The 21860-nt window shown below is 70.5% G+C and carries 19 protein-coding genes, 1 pseudogene and 3 riboswitches; of the genes and pseudogenes, 6 read left to right on the top strand and 14 right to left on the bottom strand.

From position 1 onward, the window contains the following. Window positions 1-15: 15 nt before the first annotated feature. The 6 genes from cobF to cbiE are packed head-to-tail and all read right to left on the bottom strand — an operon-like array spanning window position 16 to window position 5123. Window positions 16-759 carry a precorrin-6A synthase (deacetylating) gene (cobF, locus tag BUR28_RS07160; RefSeq protein WP_074219499.1) on the bottom strand — a complete coding sequence of 248 codons (744 nt, stop codon included), beginning with the start codon at window positions 757-759 and terminating at the stop codon, window positions 16-18. Next, window positions 752-1483: a uroporphyrinogen-III C-methyltransferase gene (gene cobA / locus BUR28_RS07155; protein ID WP_074219498.1), complete on the bottom strand. Its 732-nt coding sequence runs from the start codon at window positions 1481-1483 to the stop codon at window positions 752-754. The genes cobF and cobA overlap by 8 nt, the downstream gene beginning before the upstream one ends. After that, window positions 1480-2793 carry a cobyrinate a,c-diamide synthase gene (locus BUR28_RS07150; protein WP_074219497.1) on the bottom strand — a complete coding sequence of 438 codons (1314 nt, stop codon included), beginning with the start codon at window positions 2791-2793 and terminating at the stop codon, window positions 1480-1482. The genes cobA and BUR28_RS07150 overlap by 4 nt, the downstream gene beginning before the upstream one ends. Continuing rightward, window positions 2783-3562: a precorrin-4 C(11)-methyltransferase gene (cobM, locus tag BUR28_RS07145; protein ID WP_074219496.1), complete on the bottom strand. Its 780-nt coding sequence runs from the start codon at window positions 3560-3562 to the stop codon at window positions 2783-2785. Before cobM ends, BUR28_RS07150 begins: the two co-directional genes overlap by 11 nt. After that, a complete protein-coding gene (locus BUR28_RS07140; protein ID WP_074219495.1) occupies window positions 3559-3927 on the bottom strand; it encodes a cobalamin biosynthesis protein in 369 nt (122 codons plus the stop codon). The genes cobM and BUR28_RS07140 overlap by 4 nt, the downstream gene beginning before the upstream one ends. Next, window positions 3924-5123, bottom strand: coding sequence for a precorrin-6y C5,15-methyltransferase (decarboxylating) subunit CbiE (gene cbiE, locus BUR28_RS07135; protein WP_074219494.1), 1200 nt, complete (start codon window positions 5121-5123; stop codon window positions 3924-3926). Before cbiE ends, BUR28_RS07140 begins: the two co-directional genes overlap by 4 nt. Between cbiE and BUR28_RS07130 the strand changes: the two genes are divergently transcribed. Continuing rightward, window positions 5122-5877, top strand: coding sequence for a cobalt-precorrin-6A reductase (locus tag BUR28_RS07130; RefSeq protein ID WP_074219493.1), 756 nt, complete (start codon window positions 5122-5124; stop codon window positions 5875-5877). The genes cbiE and BUR28_RS07130 overlap by 2 nt on opposite strands. Here the strand turns inward: BUR28_RS07130 and cobJ are convergent. From cobJ to tcuA, 7 genes are all read right to left on the bottom strand, one after another. Further along, window positions 5850-6602 carry a precorrin-3B C(17)-methyltransferase gene (cobJ, locus tag BUR28_RS07125; RefSeq protein WP_074219492.1) on the bottom strand — a complete coding sequence of 251 codons (753 nt, stop codon included), beginning with the start codon at window positions 6600-6602 and terminating at the stop codon, window positions 5850-5852. The two genes, BUR28_RS07130 and cobJ, sit on opposite strands and share 28 nt — an antisense overlap. Beyond that, on the bottom strand, window positions 6599-7327 hold the full coding sequence (gene cobI, locus BUR28_RS07120; RefSeq protein ID WP_074219491.1) for a precorrin-2 C(20)-methyltransferase: 729 nt from the start codon (window positions 7325-7327) through the stop codon (window positions 6599-6601). The genes cobJ and cobI overlap by 4 nt, the downstream gene beginning before the upstream one ends. Then, complete coding sequence (locus tag BUR28_RS07115) at window positions 7324-7953, bottom strand: precorrin-8X methylmutase (protein ID WP_074219490.1); 630 nt, start codon at window positions 7951-7953, stop codon at window positions 7324-7326. Before BUR28_RS07115 ends, cobI begins: the two co-directional genes overlap by 4 nt. Beyond that, window positions 7943-11254: a cobaltochelatase subunit CobN gene (cobN, locus tag BUR28_RS07110; RefSeq protein ID WP_074219489.1), complete on the bottom strand. Its 3312-nt coding sequence runs from the start codon at window positions 11252-11254 to the stop codon at window positions 7943-7945. The genes BUR28_RS07115 and cobN overlap by 11 nt, the downstream gene beginning before the upstream one ends. A 6-nt stretch (window positions 11255-11260) precedes the next feature. Beyond that, a complete protein-coding gene (cobW, locus tag BUR28_RS07105) occupies window positions 11261-12298 on the bottom strand; it encodes a cobalamin biosynthesis protein CobW (protein ID WP_074219488.1) in 1038 nt (345 codons plus the stop codon). After that, complete coding sequence (locus BUR28_RS07100) at window positions 12295-12678, bottom strand: DUF1636 family protein (protein WP_074219487.1); 384 nt, start codon at window positions 12676-12678, stop codon at window positions 12295-12297. Before BUR28_RS07100 ends, cobW begins: the two co-directional genes overlap by 4 nt. 120 nt (window positions 12679-12798) lie before the next feature. Next, window positions 12799-13012: riboswitch (cobalamin riboswitch) on the bottom strand. Window positions 13013-13042: 30 nt separating this feature from the next. Further along, complete coding sequence (gene tcuA / locus BUR28_RS20365; protein ID WP_074219486.1) at window positions 13043-15601, bottom strand: FAD-dependent tricarballylate dehydrogenase TcuA; 2559 nt, start codon at window positions 15599-15601, stop codon at window positions 13043-13045. Window positions 15602-15942: 341 nt separating this feature from the next. Then, window positions 15943-16154, bottom strand: a riboswitch (cobalamin riboswitch). A 74-nt stretch (window positions 16155-16228) separates the two neighbouring features. Then, window positions 16229-16409: riboswitch (cobalamin riboswitch) on the top strand. A gap of 41 nt (window positions 16410-16450) precedes the next feature. On the opposite strand from tcuA, the gene bluB reads away from it, so the two are divergent. Then, a complete protein-coding gene (gene bluB, locus BUR28_RS07090; protein WP_074219485.1) occupies window positions 16451-17137 on the top strand; it encodes a 5,6-dimethylbenzimidazole synthase in 687 nt (228 codons plus the stop codon). A gap of 170 nt (window positions 17138-17307) precedes the next feature. Here the strand turns inward: bluB and BUR28_RS07085 are convergent, their stop codons facing one another. After that, a complete protein-coding gene (locus BUR28_RS07085; RefSeq protein WP_254813700.1) occupies window positions 17308-17919 on the bottom strand; it encodes a GNAT family N-acetyltransferase in 612 nt (203 codons plus the stop codon). Window positions 17920-18604: 685 nt separating this feature from the next. On the opposite strand from BUR28_RS07085, the gene BUR28_RS07080 reads away from it, so the two are divergent. The 4 genes and pseudogenes from BUR28_RS07080 (at window position 18605) to BUR28_RS07060 (ending at window position 21783) form a co-directional block, all read left to right on the top strand. Next, complete coding sequence (locus BUR28_RS07080; RefSeq protein WP_074219484.1) at window positions 18605-19414, top strand: efflux RND transporter periplasmic adaptor subunit; 810 nt, start codon at window positions 18605-18607, stop codon at window positions 19412-19414. Further along, window positions 19402-20849: pseudogene (locus tag BUR28_RS19960) on the top strand (efflux RND transporter permease subunit). Before BUR28_RS07080 ends, BUR28_RS19960 begins: the two are co-directional and overlap by 13 nt. After that, window positions 20780-21553 (top strand): efflux RND transporter permease subunit, encoded by a 774-nt coding sequence (locus tag BUR28_RS07065; protein WP_371441613.1) that lies wholly within the window; start codon window positions 20780-20782, stop codon window positions 21551-21553. Before BUR28_RS19960 ends, BUR28_RS07065 begins: the two are co-directional and overlap by 70 nt. Continuing rightward, window positions 21550-21783 (top strand): efflux RND transporter permease subunit, encoded by a 234-nt coding sequence (locus BUR28_RS07060; protein ID WP_074219480.1) that lies wholly within the window; start codon window positions 21550-21552, stop codon window positions 21781-21783. Before BUR28_RS07065 ends, BUR28_RS07060 begins: the two co-directional genes overlap by 4 nt. Window positions 21784-21860: the final 77 nt, after the last annotated feature.

The raw sequence follows: 21860 nt of genomic DNA, 5'->3' as shown, positions 1-21860 counted from the left end.
CGCGGTCGCCCGCCCTTAGCCTTCGGTCGCGCGGCGCATCAGGTAGATGTCCATGATCCAGCCATGGCGCGCCCGCGCCTCGGCGCGCATCTCGACAATTTTCGGCCCGACCTCGGCCATCGGGCCGGAGACCGTCACTTCTTCGGCCATGCCCAGATAGGCGCCCCACCAGATCGTGACGCCCGTCGGGTCGAGCGTCTGAAACGCGCAGCTACCGTCCAGCATTACTACCAGCGTGCCGGCGCAGTCGGGCCAGCCCTCGTCCCGCAGCCGCCGCCCCGTGGTGACGAGGAACGGCGCGCCGATCTCGTTGAGCGGAATGCCATGGGCAGCGCAGAGCGCCTGCAGAGCCGTGATCCCCGGCACCACGCTGACCTTCGGCGGCGGTGACAGCCGAGCCGCGATCCGGAGCGAGCTGTCATAAAGCGAAGGGTCGCCCCAGATCAGCAGGGCCACCCGCTCTGCCGCAGGTCCCGCCGCCGCGCCCCAGGCGCGCGCGATGGCGTCGTGCCACGCCTCCACTCCGGCAAGGTAGTCGCTCTCGGAATCGCGTTTCGGCAGGTCGAACTCGACGATCCGGGCGTCGTCGCCGCCCAGCACCCGGGCACAGATCGCGCGCCGCAGGTCGGCGAGGTCGGCCTTGTCCGCACCCTTGCGCGGAACGAGGATCAGGTCGGCCGTGCGGATCGCCGTCGCCCCTTGCAGGGTCAGGTGATCGGGATTGCCGGTGCCGATCCCGATCAGGATCAGCTCACGCATCGACCACCTCCTCGGCCAGCGGGCCGTAGAGGATCAGTGCAGGCGCGGGCGAGGCGGCCTCGGCCAGCGCGTCCGCCAGCACCCCGACGGTTCCGCGCGTCAGCCTCTGGTCCGCGGTCGTCACACCCTCGGCCAGGAGCGCCGGCGTTTGTTGCGGAAGGCCCCGCGCCATCAGTGATGCCGCAAGTGCTGGAAAGGTCCGCCGACCCATGTAGACGACAGTCGTTGCATGGGGATCGGCCAGCGCGTCCAGGTCGATGTCGTCGGGCAGATGCCCGGTCACGTCATGGCCGGTGACGAACTGCACCCGCCGCGCGGTCAGCCGCCGTGTCAGGGGAATGCCCGCCGCGGCGGCAGCGGCGCAGGCCGAGGTCACGCCGGGCACGATTTCGTGGCCGACCCCCGCCGCGCACAGCGCCGCGATCTCCTCCTCCAGCCGCCCGAACAGCCCCGCATCGCCGGATTTCAGCCGTACCACCCGGGCACCGGTGGCCGCGTATTCGACCAGCAGGCGGCTGACATGGTCCTGTTTCGGCGAGGCGCGGCCGGCACGCTTGCCCACGCCCACCAGGTCGGCCCCGGCCCGGGCGTGCGACAGGATCGGCCCCGAGGACAGGTCGTCGAACAGCACCGCGTCGGCGCGCTTGAGCCGGTCCACCGCCTTCAGCGTCAGAAGCTCGGGATCGCCGGGGCCGGAACTGACGAAACTGACGAAGCCGCTCACGCCGCGCCCTCCGCGATGAGGTGAAAGAAGCTGCCGGTGACGTGGCCCTTCACCGACCCCGTCTCGGGCACGGGATTGCCGCCCGCATCGGTGACGCGGGCCAACGGCGCATCAGGTTGATCGAGGATCGTCGAATAATGGAACTCGTGGCCGTAGAGCATCGCGCCCGCGGCATGCCCCGGCATCGCGGCCTCCAGCACCGCGCGGCGATAACCCAGATGCAGGCGCCGCCGCTCATAGCTGGTCACGAGGCCCAGGAGGCACGCCATCGCGTGCCGCTCTCCGTCCCCATCGACCAACCCCGCGCCCAGCACCATGTAGCCGCCGCATTCGCCATGCACGGGCCGGGTTTCGGCATGGCGCCGCAACCCGTCGAGGAAGGTGCCCGCGGCGGCGAGCCGACCGGCATGCAATTCGGGATAGCCGCCCGGCAGCCAGACCAGATCGGCCTCCGGGGGGGGCTCGTCGGCCAGCGGTGAGAACGGCAGGATTTCCGCGCCGGCGCGGCGCCACCCCTCCAGCAGATGCGGATAGGTGAAGGAGAACGCCGCGTCGCGGGCCAGCGCGATCCGCTGGGCGGGCGGGTCCGGCCAGCACCGGGGCGGCCGCGGCGCCCCGGCGCGCGCTGCGTCGCGCAGCGCGGAAAGGTCCGCATGGTCGCGCAGGAAGGCGCCCAGCCGGCCGATCAAGTCGTCGATATCGCCGTGCTCCTCGGCCTGCACGAGGCCCAGGTGCCGCTCGGGCAATTCCAGATCGCTGCGTCGGGGCAACGCACCGAAAACCGCGATGCCCAGCCGCGCCATCTCTTCGCGGATCATCACCTCGTGGCGCGCACCCGCCACCCGGTTCAGGATCACGCCCGCCAAAGGCGGCGCGTCGGGGTGATGCGCGAACCCCAGTGCCGTGGCCGTCGCCGATTGCGCCTGCCCGCCGACATCCAGCACCAGCACGACCGGCCAGCCGAAGGCGCGCGCGATCTCGGCGCTCGACCCACGTCCGGAAACGCCCTGAGCCGTCGTCCCATCGTATAGCCCCATCGATCCTTCCGACAGGGCAAGGTCCGCCCCCTGCGCCTTTCCGGCGATGGTCGCCAGCAGGTCCTCATCCATCGCCCACATGTCGAGATTGAAGGATACGCGCCCCGCCGCGATGCGGTGAAAGGCTGGATCGATATAGTCGGGACCGTTCTTGAAGGGCTGCACCGCCAGCCCTGCGTCGCGCAACGCGCGCAGGAGGCCCAGCGTCACGGTCGTCTTGCCGGACCCCGAGGCCGGCGCCGCGATCACAAGGCCCGGGGGATCAGCCGCCATTGCGCGCCCCCTCGGCCCGTTGCGGGCGAAACCGCCGATCGTAGTCGGGGGCGTAAAGACAACTTTCGGCGAAACCTTCGGCGCGCAAGGCCGGGCCGACGAGGATCAGCGCCATGCGTTCGATGCCCTCGGGCAGGGCGGCCTGGATGGTCGCCAGCGTCGCCCGCGTGATACTTTGATCCGGCCAACTGGCGCGGAACACCACGGCAACGGGGCAGTCGGCGCCGTAATGCGGGGTCAGTTCGGCCACCACGCAGGCGAGGTTGTGGATCGAAAGGTGAATGGCGAGCGTCGCGCCGGTGGCCGCAAAACTGGCCAGGCTTTCTTCCTCGGGCATCGAGGAGGCGCGGCCCGGCGTGCGCGTCAGGACCACCGACTGGGCGAGGCCCGGCAAGGTCAGCTCGGCCCCCAGAGCCGCTGCGGCGGCGGCGAAGGAAGGCACGCCGGGGGTCACGCTGACCGGGATGCCCTCGGCCTTCAGCCGCCGGATCTGCTCGCCCATCGCCGACCAGACCGACACATCCCCGGAATGCAGCCGCGCAACGTCCTTTCCCGCGCCATGCGCCGTCCGGCATTCGGCGATGATCGCGTCTAGGTCGAGCGGCGCGGTGTTCACGATCCGCGCGTCCGGCGGGCAATGGTCGAGGATCGCCTCTGGCACCAGAGATCCCGCATAGAGGCAGACCGGACAGGCCGCGATCAGGTCGCGCCCGCGCAACGTGAGCAGGTCGGGCGCGCCGGGACCCGCGCCGATGAAATGGACGGTCATGTCGTCTCTCCGGTTGCGATGGCGCAAGCGGCCATCCGGTCGGTGGAAATCTGGCGCGGACCGGTCAACCGCGCGCCTGGGCCCGCCGCGACCAGCGCCGTGGCTTCGGCGACCGATCCGGTTCCGCGGGCGGCGCGCACCCGGGGCGCCTCGGTGAGGGTGGCCGGGGTGGCAAGCGCGGCTTGCGAAATCGCGTGGATCGGCAGGCCAAGCCGCGCGGCCAGATCGGCGAGGCATGGATCGCCGGCCTTGTCTTCCGGCGCGGCAAGCGTGGTCAGCGCGTCCGTCCCACCGGCCTGCGCCAGCGCGTCCGACAGGCTGCCCATGTCAGCCCCCTTGCGGAAGCCGAACCCCGCCACCCTCATCGCGCTGTGCTCCACTGCACGACAGGGTAGGCCGCACGCCAGCCGCGCCTTGTGCCCAGCGGTTGCGTCGCGGCCAGGTCGATACGCATCAGGCTGCCGCCCTGCGCAGCCTGCCACTTGGCCAACAGCGCTTCGGATTCCAGCGTCACCGCGTTCGTCACGATCCGGGTTTCGTGCGCAAGCCGCTCCCACATATCCGCCAACAGTGCCTCGGACAGCCCGCCGCCGATGAAGACGGCCTGCGGTGGGGCGAGACCGTCCAGCGCTTCGGGCGCATGGCCCTCGACGACGCGCAGCCGGTCGGCTCCCAGCGCCTCGGCGTTCGCCCGGATGCGGGCGGCGCGGGTGGGATCGGCTTCGACGGCCGTGGCCTCGAGCGACGGGTGACAGGCCAGCCATTCGATGGAGACCGAGCCGGAGCCGGCGCCGATATCCCACAGATGCTCGCCCGGCCGGGGGGCAAGCGCGGAGAGCGTGAGCGCGCGCACCGTGCGCTTGGTAATCTGTCCGTCATGGTCGAACATGTCGTCGGGCCAGCCGCTGCACAAGGGCATCGTCGATCCAGCGCCGGAGATCCGAAGCCCGACGCAGACCGGATGCGCCACGTCCGACACATCGAACCCCACGGCCGTGGCGGTCCGCAGCCGCTCGCGCGTGCCTCCCAGCGCCTCCAGCACCCAAAGCTTGCTTTCGCCGAAGCCCAGACCGTTCAACCAGGCCGCGAGTTCTGCCACCGCGCGGCCGTCCCGCAACAGCACCAGCACCTGCCGGCCCGGCACAAGATGCGGGCGAAGCCGCCCGAAAGGCGCGGCGTGCAGGCCAAGGCAGGGCGTCCGCTCGAGCGGCCAGCCAAGCCGCGCGGCGGCCATGGAAAAGGTCGACGGTGCGGGAAAGGTGCGCCATTCGCTGGGCGCAAACTCCCGCGCGATCACGCCGCCCGCGCCGAACCAGAACGGATCGCCCGAAGCCAGCACCGCGACACGGCGGCCGCGCAGTCCTCGCAGCATCTCGATACCGTCCGCAAACGGCACGGGCCATACGATCCGTTCGGCCGCCAGATCGGGCAGCAGGTCCAGATGCCGCGGCGGCCCCATAACGATTTCGGCGGCCTCCAGCGCGGCACGGCTTGCGGGCGGCAGCCCGTCCGGGCCATCCTCGCCCAAGCCCACGATGCTCAGCCAAGGAGCTTCAGCCATGCGCCCCAACCTCCTGATCCTCGGCGGCACCACCGAGGCGACAGCGCTGGCGCAGGCCGCGGCCGCGGAAGGCATCGACGCCACCCTGTCCTTCGCCGGCCGGGTGGAGCGCCCCAAGCCGCAACCGATCCCGGTGCGGATCGGCGGATTCGGCGGCGTCGACGGACTGGTGTCCTTCCTGACGGCGCAGCGCATCAGCCATGTGGTCGATGCCACCCATCCCTTCGCTGCGCAGATGAGCCGCAACGCCGTCGCCGCCTGCAGGGCCACGGGCGTGCCGCTGGTCGCGTTGACCCGGCCGCCATGGACTCCGCAGCCCGGCGACGACTGGCAGCATGTGCCCGACATCGCGGGCGCGGTGGCGGAACTGGCAGGATCGCCGCGGCGCGTGATGCTGGCCGTGGGGCGCATGCATCTCGATGTCTTCGCCGCCCAGGCACAGCATTTCTACCTGCTGCGCCTCGTCGATCCGCCGGACGGACCCATCCCCCTGCCTAACCATCAAGCCGTCGTCTCGCGCGGGCCCTTCACCGAGGCGGGCGACCGCGCGCTGATGCGGGAGCATCGGATCGACCTCGTCGTGTCGAAGAACGCGGGCGGCACCGGGGCGCGGGCGAAGATCGACGCGGCCCGCGCGCTGGGCTTGCCGGTCTTGATGATCGACCGCCCGGCGCTGCCTGCGCGGCGCGAGGCTTCGACCCCGGCCGAGGTTCTGGACTGGCTGGCTCATTCCGGCGCGAACCTCGGGGTGTAGACGATGGGCGCGCCGGTGCGGGGGATGATCCGGGTCAGGGACGAGCCCAGGATCACCACCGTCTGCATGTCGGCCATTTCCGGGATCGCTTCGGTCAGAGGCACGACGCGGAGCGCTTCCTCGGGGGTCGAGACCGCGCGGGCGAAGATCACCGGCCGATCGTCACTGCAGGCGTCGCGTAGCACGTCCAGCGCGCGGGCAAAGCCCTCGGGCCGGGCTTTGGAACGGGGATTGTAGAATGCCATGGCAAAATCCGCTTCGACCGCCAGGCGCAGGCGTTTCTCGATCAGCGCCCAGGGCTTGAGGTTGTCACTGAGGTTGATCGCACAGAAATCGTGCCCCAAAGGCGCGCCCGCCCGCGCTGCAGCGGCCAGCATCGCGGTGATGCCGGGCAGTATGCGGATATCCAGCTCGCGCCAGGCCGCGGAGCCTGCCTCCACTGCTTCGAAGACCGCCGAGGCCATAGCGAACACCCCCGGATCGCCCGAGGACACCACCACCACGCGCCGTCCCGCCGCCGCCATCTTTAGCGCATGGGCCGCGCGATCCAGTTCCACCCGGTTGTCCGAGGCGTGCAGCACCAACCCCGCGCGTGGGGCAACGCGAGCAACATAGGGAATGTAGCCCACGACGTCGGTCGCGTCGGCCAAGGCCGCCGTGACCTCGGGCGTCACAAGCGTATCGGTTCCCGGCCCGAGCCCGGCGATGGCGAGCCACCCGCTCATGGCCGCCGCCCCTGGCCGTGGACCAGCGCGATCGAGAAATATGGCGCGGTCTCGCCCGCGTAATCGTCGAGCCGCGTCACCTTCTGCCCCGGCATCGCGGCGTACTCCACCAGCCAGGCGTCCCCGGTGCGGCCGGCCTGCGCCAGCGCCCGGCGCAGCTTGGGCAGGTGGCGGCCCATCTTCATCACCACCACGGCATCGGCGCCCGCGATGCCCCTGACCAGCTCCTCTTCGGGCAGGGTGCCGGGCAGCACGGTCATGATGTCGTCGCCCCAGGTGATTGGCGTACCCGTCGCCGTCCAGGCGGCGGACATGCCGGTGATGCCGGGCATCACCTCGACCGGGACGACGCCCTTGAGCCGGGTGTAGAGATGCATGAAGGAGCCGTAGAAAAACGGATCGCCCTCGCACAGGACCACCACATCCTCCCCAGCCTGTGCCAGCGCGCGCAGCCGGGCGACGCATTCGGTGTAGAAGGCCGCGAGAACCTCTTTGTAGTGCGGATCGTCGAAGGGGATCTCGGTCGTGACCGGGTATTCCATCGGATGTTCGGCCGCACCCTCGGGGATCAACCCCTCGACGATGGCGCGGGCCTGCCCCGTGCACCCGGTCTTGCGGAAATAGGCGACATGGGATGCGCCGCGCAGCAATCGGTCGGCGCGTACGCTCATCAGGTCGGCGGCGCCGGGTCCGAGGCCCAGGCCATAGACGGTGCCCGTACTCATTCCTTGCGGCTCGCGATGGCGTTGATGGCGGCGACGGTTATGGCGCTGCCGCCCAGTCTCCCCTCGACGATGCAGCAGGGCGCCGCTTGCGCCTCCCAGAGCGCTGCTTTCGATTCCGCGGAACCGACGAAGCCGACGGGGCAGCCGATGATCGCAGCGGGGCGCGGGCAGGCCGGGTCCTCGAGCATGTTCAGCAGGTGGAACAGCGCGGTCGGCGCGTTGCCGATGGCGACCAGCGCGCCCGCCAGATGCGGCCGCCACAACTCCAGCGCGGCGGCGGAGCGCGTGTTGCCCATCGCCGCGGCGCGGTCTGCGATACCGTCCGCCTTTAAGGTGCAGATCACGGCGTTGCCGGCGGGCAGGCGGGCGCGGGTCACGCCCTCGGAGACCATGCGCGCATCGCACAGGATCGGCGCGGCGTCTTCCAGCGCACTGCGTGCCACCGTCACGAAACCGGGCGAAAACCGGATATGCGGGGCAAGCTCCACCATCCCGGCGGCATGAATCATGCGCACGGCCACCTGTTCCTCGTCCGCGTCGAAGCGGTCCAACTCGGCCTCGGCGCGTATGGTCGCGAAGGACTGGCGATAGATCGCAGCCCCGTCGGTTTCGTAGTCATAGGGCATCGTTCGGCTCCGGATGCAGGGCGGCGGCGATGGAGTTGCGGCGGGTCTGCCAGAGGCCGGCGCGTTCGAGTGCCGCGAAGCGGTCGCGCATCGCCGCCAGCGCCGGCGGGTTGGCCTCCGCCATGAAGGCGGTCAGGTCGTCATCGCCCAGGGTCGCCGCGTAGTAGAGGTCGAAAAGATGCGGCGGCACGACGCCCGCCAGATGCGCGAAGGCCGCCAGGTGATTGAGCGTCGCGGCGATCTCGGCGGCGCCGCGAAAGCCGTGGCGGCGCATCCCCGCCAACCAGGCCGGATTGGCGGCGCGGGCGCGCACGACGCGGGCGACCTCTTCGGACAGGGTCCTCGTGCGGGGCCGGTCGGGGTCGGTGTTGTCAAGGTGATACAGCGCTGCCCTGCCGCCCGTGACGGCCTGTGCCGCAGCGAAACCCGCCTCGTGGGCAGCGTAGTCGGCGGCCAGCAGAATATCGGTCTCGGGCAGGTCCTGCCCATGCACGAAGCCGTCCGCGCCCTTGACGCGTGCCTTCAACCCCGCCTCGTCACGGCGGCTCTCCGGGCCGTCGAGCGCCCAGGCGCTGGCCGCAAGCCAGGCCTCTCCGGCGGCCCGGCGGGCCTCCGCGGTGTAGTCCTCGATCGCCGACCCCATCCCCACGCCATAGCTGCCCGGGGCAGGTCCGTAGACCCGGGGTTCGGCTGCCCGGCCGGCATAGGGGTTCCAGTCGGGCGCCTCGTCGCGCGCGCAAAGCGCGCGGATCGCCTGCTGGAATAGGGCCGAAAGCGTCGGAAAGACGTCGCGGAAAAGGCCCGAGACCCGCAGCGTCACGTCAAGCCGCGGCCGGTCGAGCATCGCGATAGGCAGCACTTCGACGCCGGAGACACGCTCGGACCCCTCGTCCCAGACGGGCCTCACGCCCAGAAGGTGCAGGGCCATCGCGAAATCCTCGCCCGCGGTGCGCATCGTGGCCGAGCCCCACAGGTCCACAACCAGCCCGCGGGGCCAATCGCCGTGGTCCTGGAGGTGGCAGCGCATCAGGTCCTCGGCCAGTTTCACGCCCTGCGCATGGGCCGACCGCGTCGGCACCGCGCGCGGATCGGTGGTGAAGAGGTTCCGGCCCGTCGGCAGCACGTCGCGCCGCCCACGATAGGGTGACCCGGACGGGCCTGGCGCGATCTTCCCGCCCGCGAAGGCCGTCAGCAGCGCCGCGCGCTCGGCGGCGATGGAGGGGGCGGTGTCGAAGCTGCCGGGCGTGACCGGGGCGCGTCCGAAGACATGAAGCCCGTCGCCGAACTGGCTGTCCTTCACGTCGCAGACGAACCGGTCGATCCGGGTGATCGCCTCGGCCGAGCAGGCGGCGGCGTCCAGCGCGAGATCTTCCTCGACGCCAAGCGCCTGCGCCTCGGTCCGGATCTCCATGTGCAGGCGCGCGCGCCGCCTGGGGGCCAGCCCGTCTGCGTTGGAGAACTCGTCCAGCAGCGCTTCGAGACGGGAAAAACGGTCGGGCGTGCCGGTCTTGCGCAGCGGCGGGGGGATATGCCCGATGGTGACGGCGGCGATCCGGCGCTTGGCCTGCGCGGCCTCGCCGGGGTCGTTGACGATGAAGGGGTAGATCACCGGCAGCGCCCCGGTCAGCGCCTCGGGCCAGCAGGCCGCCGACAGCGCCACCGCCTTGCCCGGAAGCCACTCCAGCGTGCCATGCGCGCCCATGTGGATCAGCACGTCGCAACACTCGGCCTCACGCAGCCAGAGGTAAAAGGCGACGTAAGAATGGCGCGGGGTGCGGTGGACGTCGTGGTAATCGTCGTCGCGGGTCGCCGGATCGCCGCGTTCGGGTTGCAGCGCCACCAGCGCCGCGCCGCGCCGGGTTGCGGCGAACTGGAAGACGCCGTTCCGCACGGCGGGGTCGGCCTCGGGCGCCCCCCAAGCCGCCTTGAGCGCAGTCCGCAGGCCGTCAGGCAGGCGGGCGAGCGCGGCGCGATAGGCGTCGAGCGGCCAGGCACAAGTCTCTTCGGCCAGCGCCTCGGACAGGGGGCGGCCGGGCGCTATAGGAAGGCCCTCGGCGCCGAGGTCCTCTAGCACCGCCTCGGCCGAAGCCAGCGCGTCGAGCCCCACCGCATGGGCCATCTGCCAGGGCTTGCCCGGATAGGTCGAAAGCACGATGGCGGGGCGTCTCTCGGCCGCGGGACGCCGCGCCAGTCCGATCCAAGCCAGGACCCGATCGGCGATCGCGGCGATCTGGTCGGGATGGGCGCGGTGAGCATGGCGCGCGAATTGCAGATGCGGGTCGCGCGCGGCCGGCTCCTTGAACGACGCGACGCCGGCGAAGATGCGCCCGTCTACCTCGGGCAGGACCACATGCATGGCAAGATCGGCGGGCGAAAGCCCACGTTCGGCTTCGTCCCATGCCCGTTCGGTCGAAGTCGCCAGCGCCACTTGGAACACCGGCACGCCGGCCGCATCCAGCGGCGAGGCGCCGTCTTCCCCCTTGCCGGAAAAGGCCGTGGCGTTGACGATGGCGGCGGGGCGCAAATGGCCGATTTGCCCCGCCAGCCAGCGTGCCGCCTCGGGCGCCTTGAGCGATGGCACGAAGAGGGCCGTGACATCGCAACCCCGCGACCGGAAAGCCTCGACCAGCGCCGCGATGGGGTCGAGATCGGCCGCCGTCACGTAGGCGCGGTAGAATGTCACGATGATCCGGGGACGGTCGGTTTCAGGCCCAAGGTCCGCCAGCGGACAGCACACGCCTTGCTCCGGCGTCCAGGCGCCGACCTGCGGCACCGCCTTGGCCCCCATCACCGGCGCGGCATAGAGCCCGGCGGCGAGCGCCATCTGCGTCAGCGCCGCCTGTGCGGCCACCGCGCCGCCCGCATCGCAGAGCTGCGCCAGTCGCCGCAGCGTGGAAACCGGCAGGGTCGAGACCTCGTCCAGCCGCGGGTCGGGGCGGCCATCCGCGGGCAGCACGGCCAGCGCGATGCCTTTGGCCTGCGCCAGCGCCTGCACCTGTTGCAACCCGTAGTCCCAATAGGCGCACCCGCCGATCAGGCGGATCAGGATTCCCCTGGCGCCCTCCAGCGTGCGTTCGACATAGGTGTCGACCGAAAGCGGATGCTTGAGCGCCGCGAGGTTCGCCAGACGCAGCGTCGGCATCTGACCCTCGGTCCCGCAGCCACGGTGCCAGCCCGCCGCGAAGGCCCCCAGATCGCTGTCCGAGAACGAGAGCACAACCAGATCGGCGGGGTCCTGCCCCAGATCCGTCGGCGTCTCGGTCTCTTCCAACCCGTGGTTTTCGCGAAAGACGACGTGCATGGCCCGTCAGCCCGCCAGAGCCGCGTGGATCGCGCCTTCGTCGATATCGTCATGCTCGGCAATCACCACGAGGCGCGTGCTACGCGGTTCGTCCGCACCCCAGGGGCGATCGTACTGGTGGCGCACGCGCGCGCCCACCGCCTGCACCAGCAGCCGCATCGGCTTGCCCTGAACGGCTGCGTGGCCCTTGACGCGCAGGATGTTCTGTTTCCGCGCAAGCGCCGCGATGCGCCCGGCAAGGATCGCCGGGTCGGCCTGTTCCGGCAGCTCGACCACGACGCTTTCGAAATCGTCGTGGTCATGGTCGGCCGCGCTGTCGTGATGGCTGGGGCGCGCGTGCAGGTCGTCTTCGGCCGCGGCCTCGATGCCGAGGATCACGCGGGGGTCCACCACGCCTTCGGCCACCTCGACGACGGGCAGCTTGCGCGGCGCCTCGGCCTCGATCACGGCGCGGGCGGTTGCCAAGCCCTCGGGGCCGGCGAGGTCCGGCTTGGTCAAGAGCACGATATCGGCACAGGAGATCTGGTCCTCGAACACCTCGGACAGCGGGGTTTCGTGGTCGATGCTGTCATCGGCGGCCCGCTGCGCGTCGACAGCGGCCAGGTTCGGGGCGAAGCGGCCCGCCCCCACGGCCTCGGCATCGGCGACCGCGATCACCCCGTCGACGGTGATGCGCGAGCGGATGTCGGGCCAGTCGAAGGCCTTCAACAGCGGCTTGGGCAGCGCCAGGCCGCTGGTCTCGATCAGGATGTGATCGGGGCGCGGATCCAGCGCCATCAGCGCCTCGATCGTCGGGATGAAATCGTCGGCCACGGTGCAGCAGATGCAACCATTGGCCAGTTCCATGATGTTCTCGGCCGGGCAATCGGGGATGGCGCAGGATTTCAGGATCTCGCCATCCACCCCGACATCGCCGAACTCGTTGACGACAACGGCCAGACGCTTGCCGCCCGCATTCTGCATCAGGTGACGGATCAGGGTGGTCTTGCCCGAGCCGAGAAAGCCGGTGATCACGGTGACGGGCAGCTTGGCAAGGTCGGTCATTCGGAGGCCTCCAGCGGGGGAATGCGGGCGATGCAGTTCTTGCGGAAATGTTCGGGACGCTCACGCCAGGGCACGAGCCCGTCCGGCGCGTCGCGGTATTTCGCGGCACCTTCGGCGATCACGGGGGCGTGGATCGCCGCGTCCAGATTGCCGTAGACACAGGTCCAGCGGCCGGGGCCGCGCAGCACGATGGTGCACCCCGAAGAGCAGTTCGACAGGCACTCGACGGGTTTCAGGCGGACGTTGTCGGGCAACCACTGTGCGCGCAGAGCATCGTGCAACTGTTCTCCGGGGCGCGGGCCCTCGGCGTCGCTCGGTTGGCCCCTGCGGCAGGTGGTGCAGACGAGCAACTCGACGCCGGCGTCCGACGCGGCGCTCATATCCGCCTCCGCGGGCGGTCGCTTCGTGGAAATCGCATCATGTCTGACCCCATGAACAGGGGACAAGGGCGGATGGCGGGTAGAGCCGAAGCCGGACCCGACACCGGAACACCCCGTCCGGTTTCGTCGTCTTGCGCTGGCAGGTCTCCCGGCTTGCGGATGTCAGACCCTTGAGTCTGGCGGTTGTCCTGCCTTCCCGGCCTTGTCGGCCAGTGGCGGTGGGGCAACCTCTCCGGTCACGGTCGCGGGGGCGGCTGCGCTTCGGACCTCGCGGCCCTTATCGCATTCCCTTTTCACCTGCCCGATGGCAGGCACCAGCGCGGGTGTCATGCCCCCGAGACAGTCGCGTTGTCAAGCGGGAGGATCAGTCTCGCGTGGCGGCCCGTGCGGCGCGTTCCCCTGCATGGCGGAGCAGGGCCAGGGCGCGATACGCCCCATGCGACAGCTTGCCGAACGGCAGGGTCAGGGCAAGGCCCAGAACGCTGCCGAGGTGCAGGGCGAGCAACAGGCCCATCGCCGCAGTCTCACGGAACGCAAGCAACGCCAGGCCGCTCGCCGCGACGATCGCAAGGCTTGCGCGGGTAAAACGGTCGGCGCTTTCCATGCGCCGCGCCGCTGGGCGCCGGTCTACCTGCAGCCGTCGCGCCTCGAGCCCGGCAAGGCCCGCCAGCATCGCGACGCCGCCCAGCGCGCCGAGCGCCACCGGCAGGCTGAACACCGGGTAGGGGGCGACCTGTTCGAAGAAATGGTGTTTCGCCGCCCCGGCAATCGTTGCCAGAAAGCTGAGGCCGAACCCGTAGGCCATGAGGTGATGCGCCCAACGTCGGGTCGGGCCCACGGGGCCCTCGCGTGTCTCGCAGCCGGGCCCCTTGCCGCCGCCAAGATTGCGCAGGGTCAGGACATCGGAGATCGCCCGCGCCAGGGTTCGCGGTGAATGGCGCGTGTCCGGTCCGCGCCCCGCCCGCCAGAAAAGCCATGTACGGACGGCGAGGATCAGCGCGGCGCCCCCGAAGGCCAACCCGGCACCGCCCGCCATCACCCCATGCGGGATCACGGCGTAGAAGCTGCCGGGCCCCGCATGGGCGCTGAAAAGCGCCTGCGGCGGGACCAGCAGAAGCGCCGCGACCGGCAGGCCGACGAGGCAGAGCGCATAGACCACCGCAAGCCAGGCCGTGGCCGAGCCGCGCGGCAGCACACTTGCGCGGTATTCCTCGGCGCGCATCTCGGCCAGCGCTGCGGGCAGGTTCACCGCAAAGTCATGCGGCGGGGCATACTGGCAGTCGTCGTGGCAGGACCGGCAGTCGTGGCAGAGGTGCGCGAGGTGGCGGAGATCTCCATCGGTCAGGGCTGCCCGCAAACGGGCTGCGGGGAACACGTCGCACAGCCCGGTGCAGAAGCCGCAGGTGTTGCAGATGTTCAGCGTGCGACGCGCCTCTTCGACCGGGTCGATAGCGGGTGCGGCAGCCGGCCCATCAGGCAGACCTTTCCACGAGCCTGCGGCAACGCTGATCCGGGAGGGCGCCGTGCCCGCCAGGTCCGCCGCCTGCCGTCCCGCGATGCGCCCGAAGACGCCGCCGACAGTGAGGGCCGTTCCGGACAGATAGCCTTCGCCAAGCACTGCGCCGAACATGGTCGCCCCGGCCGCAAACAATCGTGGCGCGACGCCGCCCGCTGCAAGCCGAACCCGGGCCTCGGCATCCACCGCGACACCGTGCCGCGTGAAGCCCAAGCCCGGGCACAGTGGAAGCGCCGCGAAAGGGGCCGACAGCAGAAGCGGGGCACCGCCCGATAGGCTGCGGGGAATGGCCGGGAGCGGGCCGCCCGCGCGATGACGTTCGAATTCACTGAGCGTTGCGGCAAGTCCGGCCGGGTCGATCTTGCAGACGCGGGCCAGGGCCTCCGGGCTGTCTGCGGTAATCGGCGGATAGATCATTGGCGGCAGGGCGGCCACTCCGTCCGCCCCCAGCACCAGCCAGGCGCGGGGGTCGTCCTGCCCGGCCAGGACGTGGCCCCAATGCGAATAGCGTGCCGGGCCCGTCACCGCGCCCTCGTCGTGAAAGCGCCGCCCCGAGGCATCCACGACAATGCCGAGGTGCATCCCGTCCGCGCGGCTGACGATCCCGGCATCGTCCGTGGGCGTGCGGGCATCCACCGCGACGAGATGCCCGTCGCCCGGCCGCCCCGCGCGTGCGGCCCCATTGTCCAGCAGCCAGAGCAGCGGCTCCCCCCGCTGAAAGGGCGTTCCCCGATTTGCAAAGCCGTGGGCGCCGCGCCCCAGATGCGCGGCCAGCCGGTCGCGGTCGGCCCCGTAGCCTCCGCAGGTCAGCACAACCGCCGCGGCCATGATCGTCGTGGCGCCCTCCGGTATCTCCACGTCGATGCGCACGGGCGCGCCGTCCCCGTGCAGGAGGCTCTCGGGGTCGAGCGGCCCGACGCGCCAGCCATAGCGGATATCGACGCCCAGCCCCTCTGCACGGCGGTAAAGGGCGTTGACCAGCGCCTGTCCGCCGCCGCGAAAGAACGCGGTGCGTCGCGACCAGGGCAGGTTGCCATCCGCCCAGGGCTCGAAGACCACGCCCTGCGCGGCGAGCCAGCGCCCAAGGTCGGTCGAGTTCTTCGCCAGCATGGCCGAAAGCGCCGGATCGGGGGCGCCGATCCGTGCCAGGTCGTCAAGGAAGTCCGCGACCGGATAGTGCTCGCGCTGCCAGGGCGACTCGCTGTCGTGGGCCAGCCGGATGTTCCGGGAATGGCGCGCGTTGCCGCCGCGCAGGTGGACCGGCGCGGCGTCGATCAGGGTGACCGAGGCCCCGGACAGCCGGGCCTCGATCGCGGCGCACAGCCCGGCAAAGCCGGCACCCACGACGAGGACGCCGGTGCGCAAGGGCGTGCGCCGCGGATCGGCCGGGCCTTGGGGCGGCCTCATTGCGCGCGCCTTCGCACGGAGATCGCACGACGGATTCGCGGCGGCATGCGCCACGCCGCGACGGGCAGCGCCGCTCTGTCCGAGGCCCGGGTCGCGGGGCGATCCGTGGCGTCGCGCCCGGCGACACGGCCCCGACCCTGGGTCGCCGCGGCGGCGCTCGTGATGGCAACCCCCAACTGGAACGGGTTCGCGGCGGAATGTGCAGGGGCGCCGGGGCTTCCGCAAGCATCTGCGCGCCGGTCGCGCCGCCCCTCGGCAGGGCGCGGGATCGTTCGGAAACGCATAAAGGGGGGCCGTCCGTCCGTCATCGCGCTCTCCTTTCCGGGACACCCCGCCCGGGCCGAACAGGTCGTGGCGATGGCAGGTTTCCTGACTCGCGGGTCCCGGCGCCCTCCGATCATTCCCGGGCCACACGGGGCCCAGTGGACATGTCGAAGCACGCTCGCCGCTTACAGTTGCGGGGGCAGTCGCGGGTTTGCCGAAGTTCGGCGCACCGCGTTCCCTTTTCACCCGTGACATGCGGATCACGGGCACCATCGCGGACGGGATAGCCCGAGCGTCGGGCGGCGGTCAAACCTGAAGGCACGCGGGTTGCATCGCCGGGCTTGCCTGCCGCCTGCGGCGGGGTATAAGCCGCGCCCGCCGGGTACCCCGCTTGCGGGGAGAATCGGGAAGCCGGTGCCAAACCGGCGCGGGCCCGCCGCTGTGACGGGGATGCCGCAGGCGATTGCCACTGGAGCGATCCGGGAAGGCGCCTGCGTGCAGACGATCCGAAGCCAGAAGACCGGCCCGGCAAGATGGCCGCCCCGCGTGGAAAACGGAGCGGCGCTGTCCAAGAGGAGGGCCATCATGCCCGACATCGCCCCGGCGGCACCGCAACCCGCGCGCCGCTTCACCCCGGACGAACGCGACACGATCCACGAGCTGATCCGCAGCCGGCGCGACGTGCGCGACGAGTTCCGCCCCGACCCGATCCCCGACGACGTGCTCTGGCGCATCCTCGACGCCGCCCATCACGCGCCTTCGGTGGGTTTCATGCAGCCCTGGAATTTCATCCTGGTTCGCGACCTCGACCGCCGCGGCGCGGTGCATCGCGCCTTTCAGGCCGCCAATGAAGAAGCCGAGGCGATGTTCCCCGAGGACACCCGCAGCACCTATCGCGCGCTCAAGCTGGAAGGCATCCTGAAGGCGCCCCTGAACATCGCGGTGACCTGCGACCGTTCGCGCTGCGGGCCGGTGGTGCTGGGCCGCACCCACAACCCCGAGATGGACCTCTATTCCTCGGTCTGCGCGGTGCAGAACCTGTGGCTCGCCGCGCGGGCCGAGGGCGTCGGCGTCGGCTGGGTCAGCATCTACAACGAGCCCGACCTGCGCGCGATCCTCGGCCTGCCGGATCACGTGGCAATCGTCGCCTATCTGTGCGTGGGCTTCGTCGACGAATTCTACGCCGGGCCGGAGCTTGCCCTGAAGGGCTGGCGCCAGCGGCTGCCGCTGGACACTCTGGTGATGCACGAAACCTGGCAAGACGGCGCCTGAAGGTTGCAAGCGGCGGCGGGGGAGTTCCTCCCGCCGTCGACATCCGCGGGGCGCCTCGCGACGTCATGCGGGGGGCATTGCCCGTTGCGGGTCGCATGCGCTGGCGCCCTCCGATAAATGGGAGCCGCAATGGCATTGCGGCGTGGCCGGGGCTGTCGCCGCGCCGGCCTTCAGTCCGGAGCCCGGCTCCGCCGCGCGCGGCTCTGCAGGACGCTTGCACCGATCACCAGAAGGCCGGGTTGTTCAGTGCCGCGACGCAGGTGCACGGGCCGTGCAGCGGCGCCAGGCCCGCGCCGGTGAGCGATTGGCCGATCCAGCCCTCGGGGTGGGTGAGGGGCAAGGGGGCGGGGGCCGTGGTCTGTGGTGGGGGCCGTGGTATCGGACGGCGGCAGGAATCCGACCCGCCCATAGAAGGCAGGGGCGCCATAGGTGATCGCCACGTCGACGCCCTGCATCCGCAGGTCCGCAAGTGCGTGGCGCAAAAGGGCCTGCCCGATGCCCTCACCCTGCCTGTCGGTCGCCACGGCCATCGGCGACAGGACAAACACCGTGCGCGGGTCGTGCGCGTAGGTCAGCCGGGTGAACACGGCCCCGCCAATGAGCGCGCCGTTCTCCCATGCGGTGAATACCCGGATGTCCTCGGGCGCCGTATCCGACATCTGACGGCGGACGAGGCCGCCGATCAACGCGCCTTCCGCCGCGCCCTCGGAGGCGGTGAACGTCGCGCGGAAAAGGTCGACGACCTTCTGTTCGCGCCCCTGAAAGCCGGTCGAAAACTCCATTCTTATCTCCTTTGGCGGGCCGCATGAGGGGCACGCCCGCCGCCACGTTCCCACCCTGCCGGGCCCGAGCGTGTGGCTTGGCGGGGGCCGTCGCGGACGAATGGCGGGCCATGTGATGTCAACTAAGCGCGCGGCACTCGCGGCCACGCCGGGCGCACGCCAACCGTGCGAAAGGAGGCATTCGCGCACAAGTCCCCATGTCTTTCGGGCATTCGTTGATGCGCGTTACGTCGACCTCAAGACGTTTCGCCCCCAAGGGCGGCAATTGCATGCCGCGGGTTGGGCAGTTGACCGTCATCGCCAAGCGCGCCGACATCGGCCGGACCGCGGCGTGACTGCCCGCGCGGTCGCGGGCGCTTTTCGAACGGGACGGGCGGTCGGTCCGGTACCCGGTGCGGTCGTCTTGGGGCCCTTGGCACGTGACGCGGCGCTCGAACGTCGTGTCATGTCTCGCAGGGCGGTGCCGACTGTCGTCTGATCCGAGCGTGATTTGCCGTGGCGCATTTCCGCTCCGGCGTGAGAGATATGTAACTCACGAGGCTGCGTTCATGTGGGCATACGGCAGGTTTCTGTTCGGCCTCGCATTCGTCGGGCTCTGCGCGGTGGCAGGCGTCTGGGGCACAGGGTGGCTGCTGGCCGAGGACGAGGCTGAAGCCGCGCGAGGGACGAGCCGCAGGCCACCCCGGTGAGCGTGGCCGCACCGGGGATCCGGCGCGTCGAAGTCGGCTACGCCGCGGTCGTGGCCGTGGAGCCGGTGCGGTCGATGGCGCTGCGCCCGCTATCTGCCGGGCGCGTCGAGGAGGCGCGCGCGGCGCTGGCCCGCGCCGAGGCCAACCTGCGGGCGGCCCGCTCGCGGCTGGACGACCGGCGCCTGACAGCGCCCTTCGCCGGCACCCTGAGGCTGATCGACACCGATCCGGGCGAATATGTCGACAGCACCACGGTGATCGGCCCGCTCGACGATCTCTCGCGGGTCGAGGTCGATTTCACGCTCCCCGAGCGGTATTTCGCGCGCGTCGAGACGGGCCAGACGTTGCGCGTGACCTCGGCCGTCTACCCCGATCGCGCCTTCGAGGCCGAGGTGAGCCTGCGCGCGCCCAGGATCGACGACGCCTCGCGCAGCTTCACGGTGCGGGCGGCGTTGGACAATCCCGACAGGCTGCTGGCGGGGCATGTTCGTCGTGGCCGAGATCCTGTTCGACCGATACGAGGCGCCGACGCTCCCCGGCGACGCGGTAATCGGCGACGGCGACGGCACCCATGTCTTCACCGTCGAGGACGGCACCGCGCGGCGGCGGCAGATTGGCCTCGGCGCCGATCTCGGCGGCCGGACCGAGGTGACCGAGGGTCTCGCGCTCGACGCGCAGATCGTGGTTGCAGGCTGGGACAATCTCTCGGACGGGGCGCCGGGGACGCGCCCGCGGAGGCGCTGCAATCACGCTGTCCGGTCTCTTCCTGCACCGGCCGGTGCTGGCGACAGTCATGTCGCTCGTGATCGTGATCCTCGGGATCGCGGGGCTGACGCGGATGCCGGTGCGCGAACTGCCGAACGTGGACACCGTCCAAGTGACGGTCAGCGTGACCTATACCGGCGCGAGTCCCGAGGTCGTGGATTCCGAGGTCACGACCGTGATGGAGGGCGCCATCGCCACCGTGCCGGGGATCGAGCGCATCTCGTCCGAGGCCGAACTCGGCAGCAGCCGCACCGTCGTGACCTTCCGTGCAGGGCGCGACATCGACGATGCCGCGGCCGATATCCGGGCCGCGATGCAGGCCGCCGTCCCGACCTGCCCGAGGCGGCGGACGCGCCCGAGGTCGAGAAGAACGACAGCCAGGGCGACCCGATCATCTGGCTCACGATCACCAGCGACCGGATGAGCGCCGCGGACCTCACAGACTATGCCGACCGCAACGTGACCAACCGGCTGGAGACGGTCTCGGGCGTGGCGTCCGTCAACATCTATGGAGACCGGCCCTATACGATGCGGGTTTGGCTCGACCCGGTGGCTATGGCGGCGTGTGGGATCACGGTGAACGACATCGCCGCCGCGCTGGAGGACAACAACCTCGCGCTGCCGACCGGTCAGATCGAGACCGGATCGCGCGCCTACCTGTTACGCGCCGAGACGCGGCTGTCGGATGTCGCTGCGTTCGACGACCTGATCTTGGCCGAGCGCGGCGGCGCGCAGGTCCGGCTGGGCGAGGTCGCGCAGGTCGAACCGGGCGTGGAGGATGACGATTCGGTCTTTCGCGCCAATGGCGAGACGGCCATCGGCCTCGGGGTGCTGCGCCAGTCGGCGGCCAACACCATCGAGATCTCGGCGGCGATCCGCGCTGCGGTGGAGGATCTGCAGGGCGAACTGCCCGAGGGCACGACGATCGGGATCACCAGCGACGATGCTGACTTCATCCGCAATTCGATCCGGCAGGTGCTGACCACGCTGGCCATCGCGGTCGCGGTGATCTTCCTGTTCCTCACCTGGCTCCGCGCGACGCTGGTGCCCGCGGTGACGAGTCTGGTGGCCCTGCTCGGCGCCTGCGCCGGGATCGTGCTGGCGGGCTTCTCGATCAACATCCTGACGCTCTTCGCGCCGTTCCTCGCCATCGGTCTGGTGGTGGACGACGCCATCGTGGTGCTGGAGAACAGCGGCCGCCGGATCGATGAAGGGGACGACCCCTAAGAGGCGGCCAAAACCGGCGCGCGCGAGGTCTTCGTTGCGGTGATCTCGACGTCCGCCACGCTGTTCGCGGTCTTCGTGCCGCTCTCCTTCCTGCAGGGCGAGATCGGCCGGCTGTTCGGCGAGTTTGGCATCACCCTGGCCATCGCGGTCGCCGTTTCGACCTTCGTGGCGCTGTCGCTCTGCCCAGTGATCGCCTGGAAGGTGCCGAAGCGCGACCAGAGCGAGACGCGCTTTTCACGCGCCGTCTAGGACGCGACGCGGCGGCTGGCGGACGGCTACAAGGCGGTGCTCATGCGGGTGATCCGGTTCCCAGCGCTGGTGCTGGGGGCGCGGCGCTGCTGACGGGGATGTCCTGGACGCTGTACCAGAACCTGCCGGCGAAACTGACTCCCGACGAGGACCGCGGCATCTTCCTCGTCAGCATCCAGTCCCCGACCGCCGCGGCGATAGGGTATACCGATGTGGTGGTGCGTAAGGTCGAGGACCTGCTCGCGCCCTATCGGGAAAACGGCGCGGTCGAGGACATCGTATCCATGGTCGGCCAGTATGGCGAGGCAAACCGCGCGCTGATGGTGGCGGTGATGTCGCCCTGGGCAGAGCGCGACCTTTCCCCGCGCGAGATCATCAACGAGCTTTGCCCCGACTTCGCGCAGATCATGCTCGCAAGCGTGCGGGCCTTCGTGCCCTCGGGGCCGGGCGCGGGCGGCGGCGGCTCGCCGCTGGAGGTGGCGCTGAAGGCGCCGAGCTTCGAGCGGGCGGCAGAGTATTCCCGCCAACTGGACGGGCGGATGCGCGCGAGCCCCGACATCGTGGACGTCCGACGCGACTACGAGATGAACACGCCGGGCTACGACATCCGCGTGAACCGCGAGCGGGCGTGCGAGATCGGTGAGGATGCCCGAGTGATCTCGGACGTGATGCGCACCTTCTTCGCCTGCGGCCGATCCCGGTGACGGTGCTCTCGACGGTCCTGGCGGCGGTGCCGCTGGTGGTGTCGACAGGGGCCTGCGCGGAAAGCCGGTTTTCCATCGGCATCGTCATCATCGGCGGATTCTTGGGCGCCTCGGTCCCGACCCTGTTCCTGACGCCGGTCCTCTACGATCTCACGCAACGGCCTCGGTCGGCGGGGCATGCCGAGCGCCGACCCGGCGCGGTCGAGGGGGCGGCCCCATTAGGACCCTGATCCTCCCTCCCGTGCGGAGCGCATACATCCAAGCTGTGGCAAGTTCGGACGCCCTTCTTTGCTTGGTATCGCTCGAC

Origin of the sequence: Rhodovulum sp. ES.010 (genome assembly GCF_900142935.1) — a bacterium.
Taxonomy (GTDB): domain Bacteria; phylum Pseudomonadota; class Alphaproteobacteria; order Rhodobacterales; family Rhodobacteraceae; genus Rhodovulum.
This window is presented reverse-complemented; position numbering and strand designations above follow the sequence as displayed.

Coding starts and splice junctions, on each gene's coding strand:
- cobF (WP_074219499.1), bottom strand. CDS start 759: ATGCGTGAGCTGATCCTGATCGGGATCGGCACCGGCAATCCCGATCAC.
- BUR28_RS07150 (WP_074219497.1), bottom strand. CDS start 2,793: ATGGCGGCTGATCCCCCGGGCCTTGTGATCGCGGCGCCGGCCTCGGGG.
- cobM (WP_074219496.1), bottom strand. CDS start 3,562: ATGACCGTCCATTTCATCGGCGCGGGTCCCGGCGCGCCCGACCTGCTC.
- BUR28_RS07140 (WP_074219495.1), bottom strand. CDS start 3,927: ATGAGGGTGGCGGGGTTCGGCTTCCGCAAGGGGGCTGACATGGGCAGC.
- BUR28_RS07130 (WP_074219493.1), top strand. CDS start 5,122: ATGCGCCCCAACCTCCTGATCCTCGGCGGCACCACCGAGGCGACAGCG.
- cbiE (WP_074219494.1), bottom strand. CDS start 5,123: ATGGCTGAAGCTCCTTGGCTGAGCATCGTGGGCTTGGGCGAGGATGGC.
- cobJ (WP_074219492.1), bottom strand. CDS start 6,602: ATGAGCGGGTGGCTCGCCATCGCCGGGCTCGGGCCGGGAACCGATACG.
- cobI (WP_074219491.1), bottom strand. CDS start 7,327: ATGAGTACGGGCACCGTCTATGGCCTGGGCCTCGGACCCGGCGCCGCC.
- BUR28_RS07115 (WP_074219490.1), bottom strand. CDS start 7,953: ATGCCCTATGACTACGAAACCGACGGGGCTGCGATCTATCGCCAGTCC.
- cobN (WP_074219489.1), bottom strand. CDS start 11,254: ATGCACGTCGTCTTTCGCGAAAACCACGGGTTGGAAGAGACCGAGACG.
- cobW (WP_074219488.1), bottom strand. CDS start 12,298: ATGACCGACCTTGCCAAGCTGCCCGTCACCGTGATCACCGGCTTTCTC.
- BUR28_RS07100 (WP_074219487.1), bottom strand. CDS start 12,678: ATGAGCGCCGCGTCGGACGCCGGCGTCGAGTTGCTCGTCTGCACCACC.
- tcuA (WP_074219486.1), bottom strand. CDS start 15,601: ATGAGGCCGCCCCAAGGCCCGGCCGATCCGCGGCGCACGCCCTTGCGC.
- bluB (WP_074219485.1), top strand. CDS start 16,451: ATGCCCGACATCGCCCCGGCGGCACCGCAACCCGCGCGCCGCTTCACC.
- BUR28_RS07085 (WP_254813700.1), bottom strand. CDS start 17,919: ATGGAGTTTTCGACCGGCTTTCAGGGGCGCGAACAGAAGGTCGTCGAC.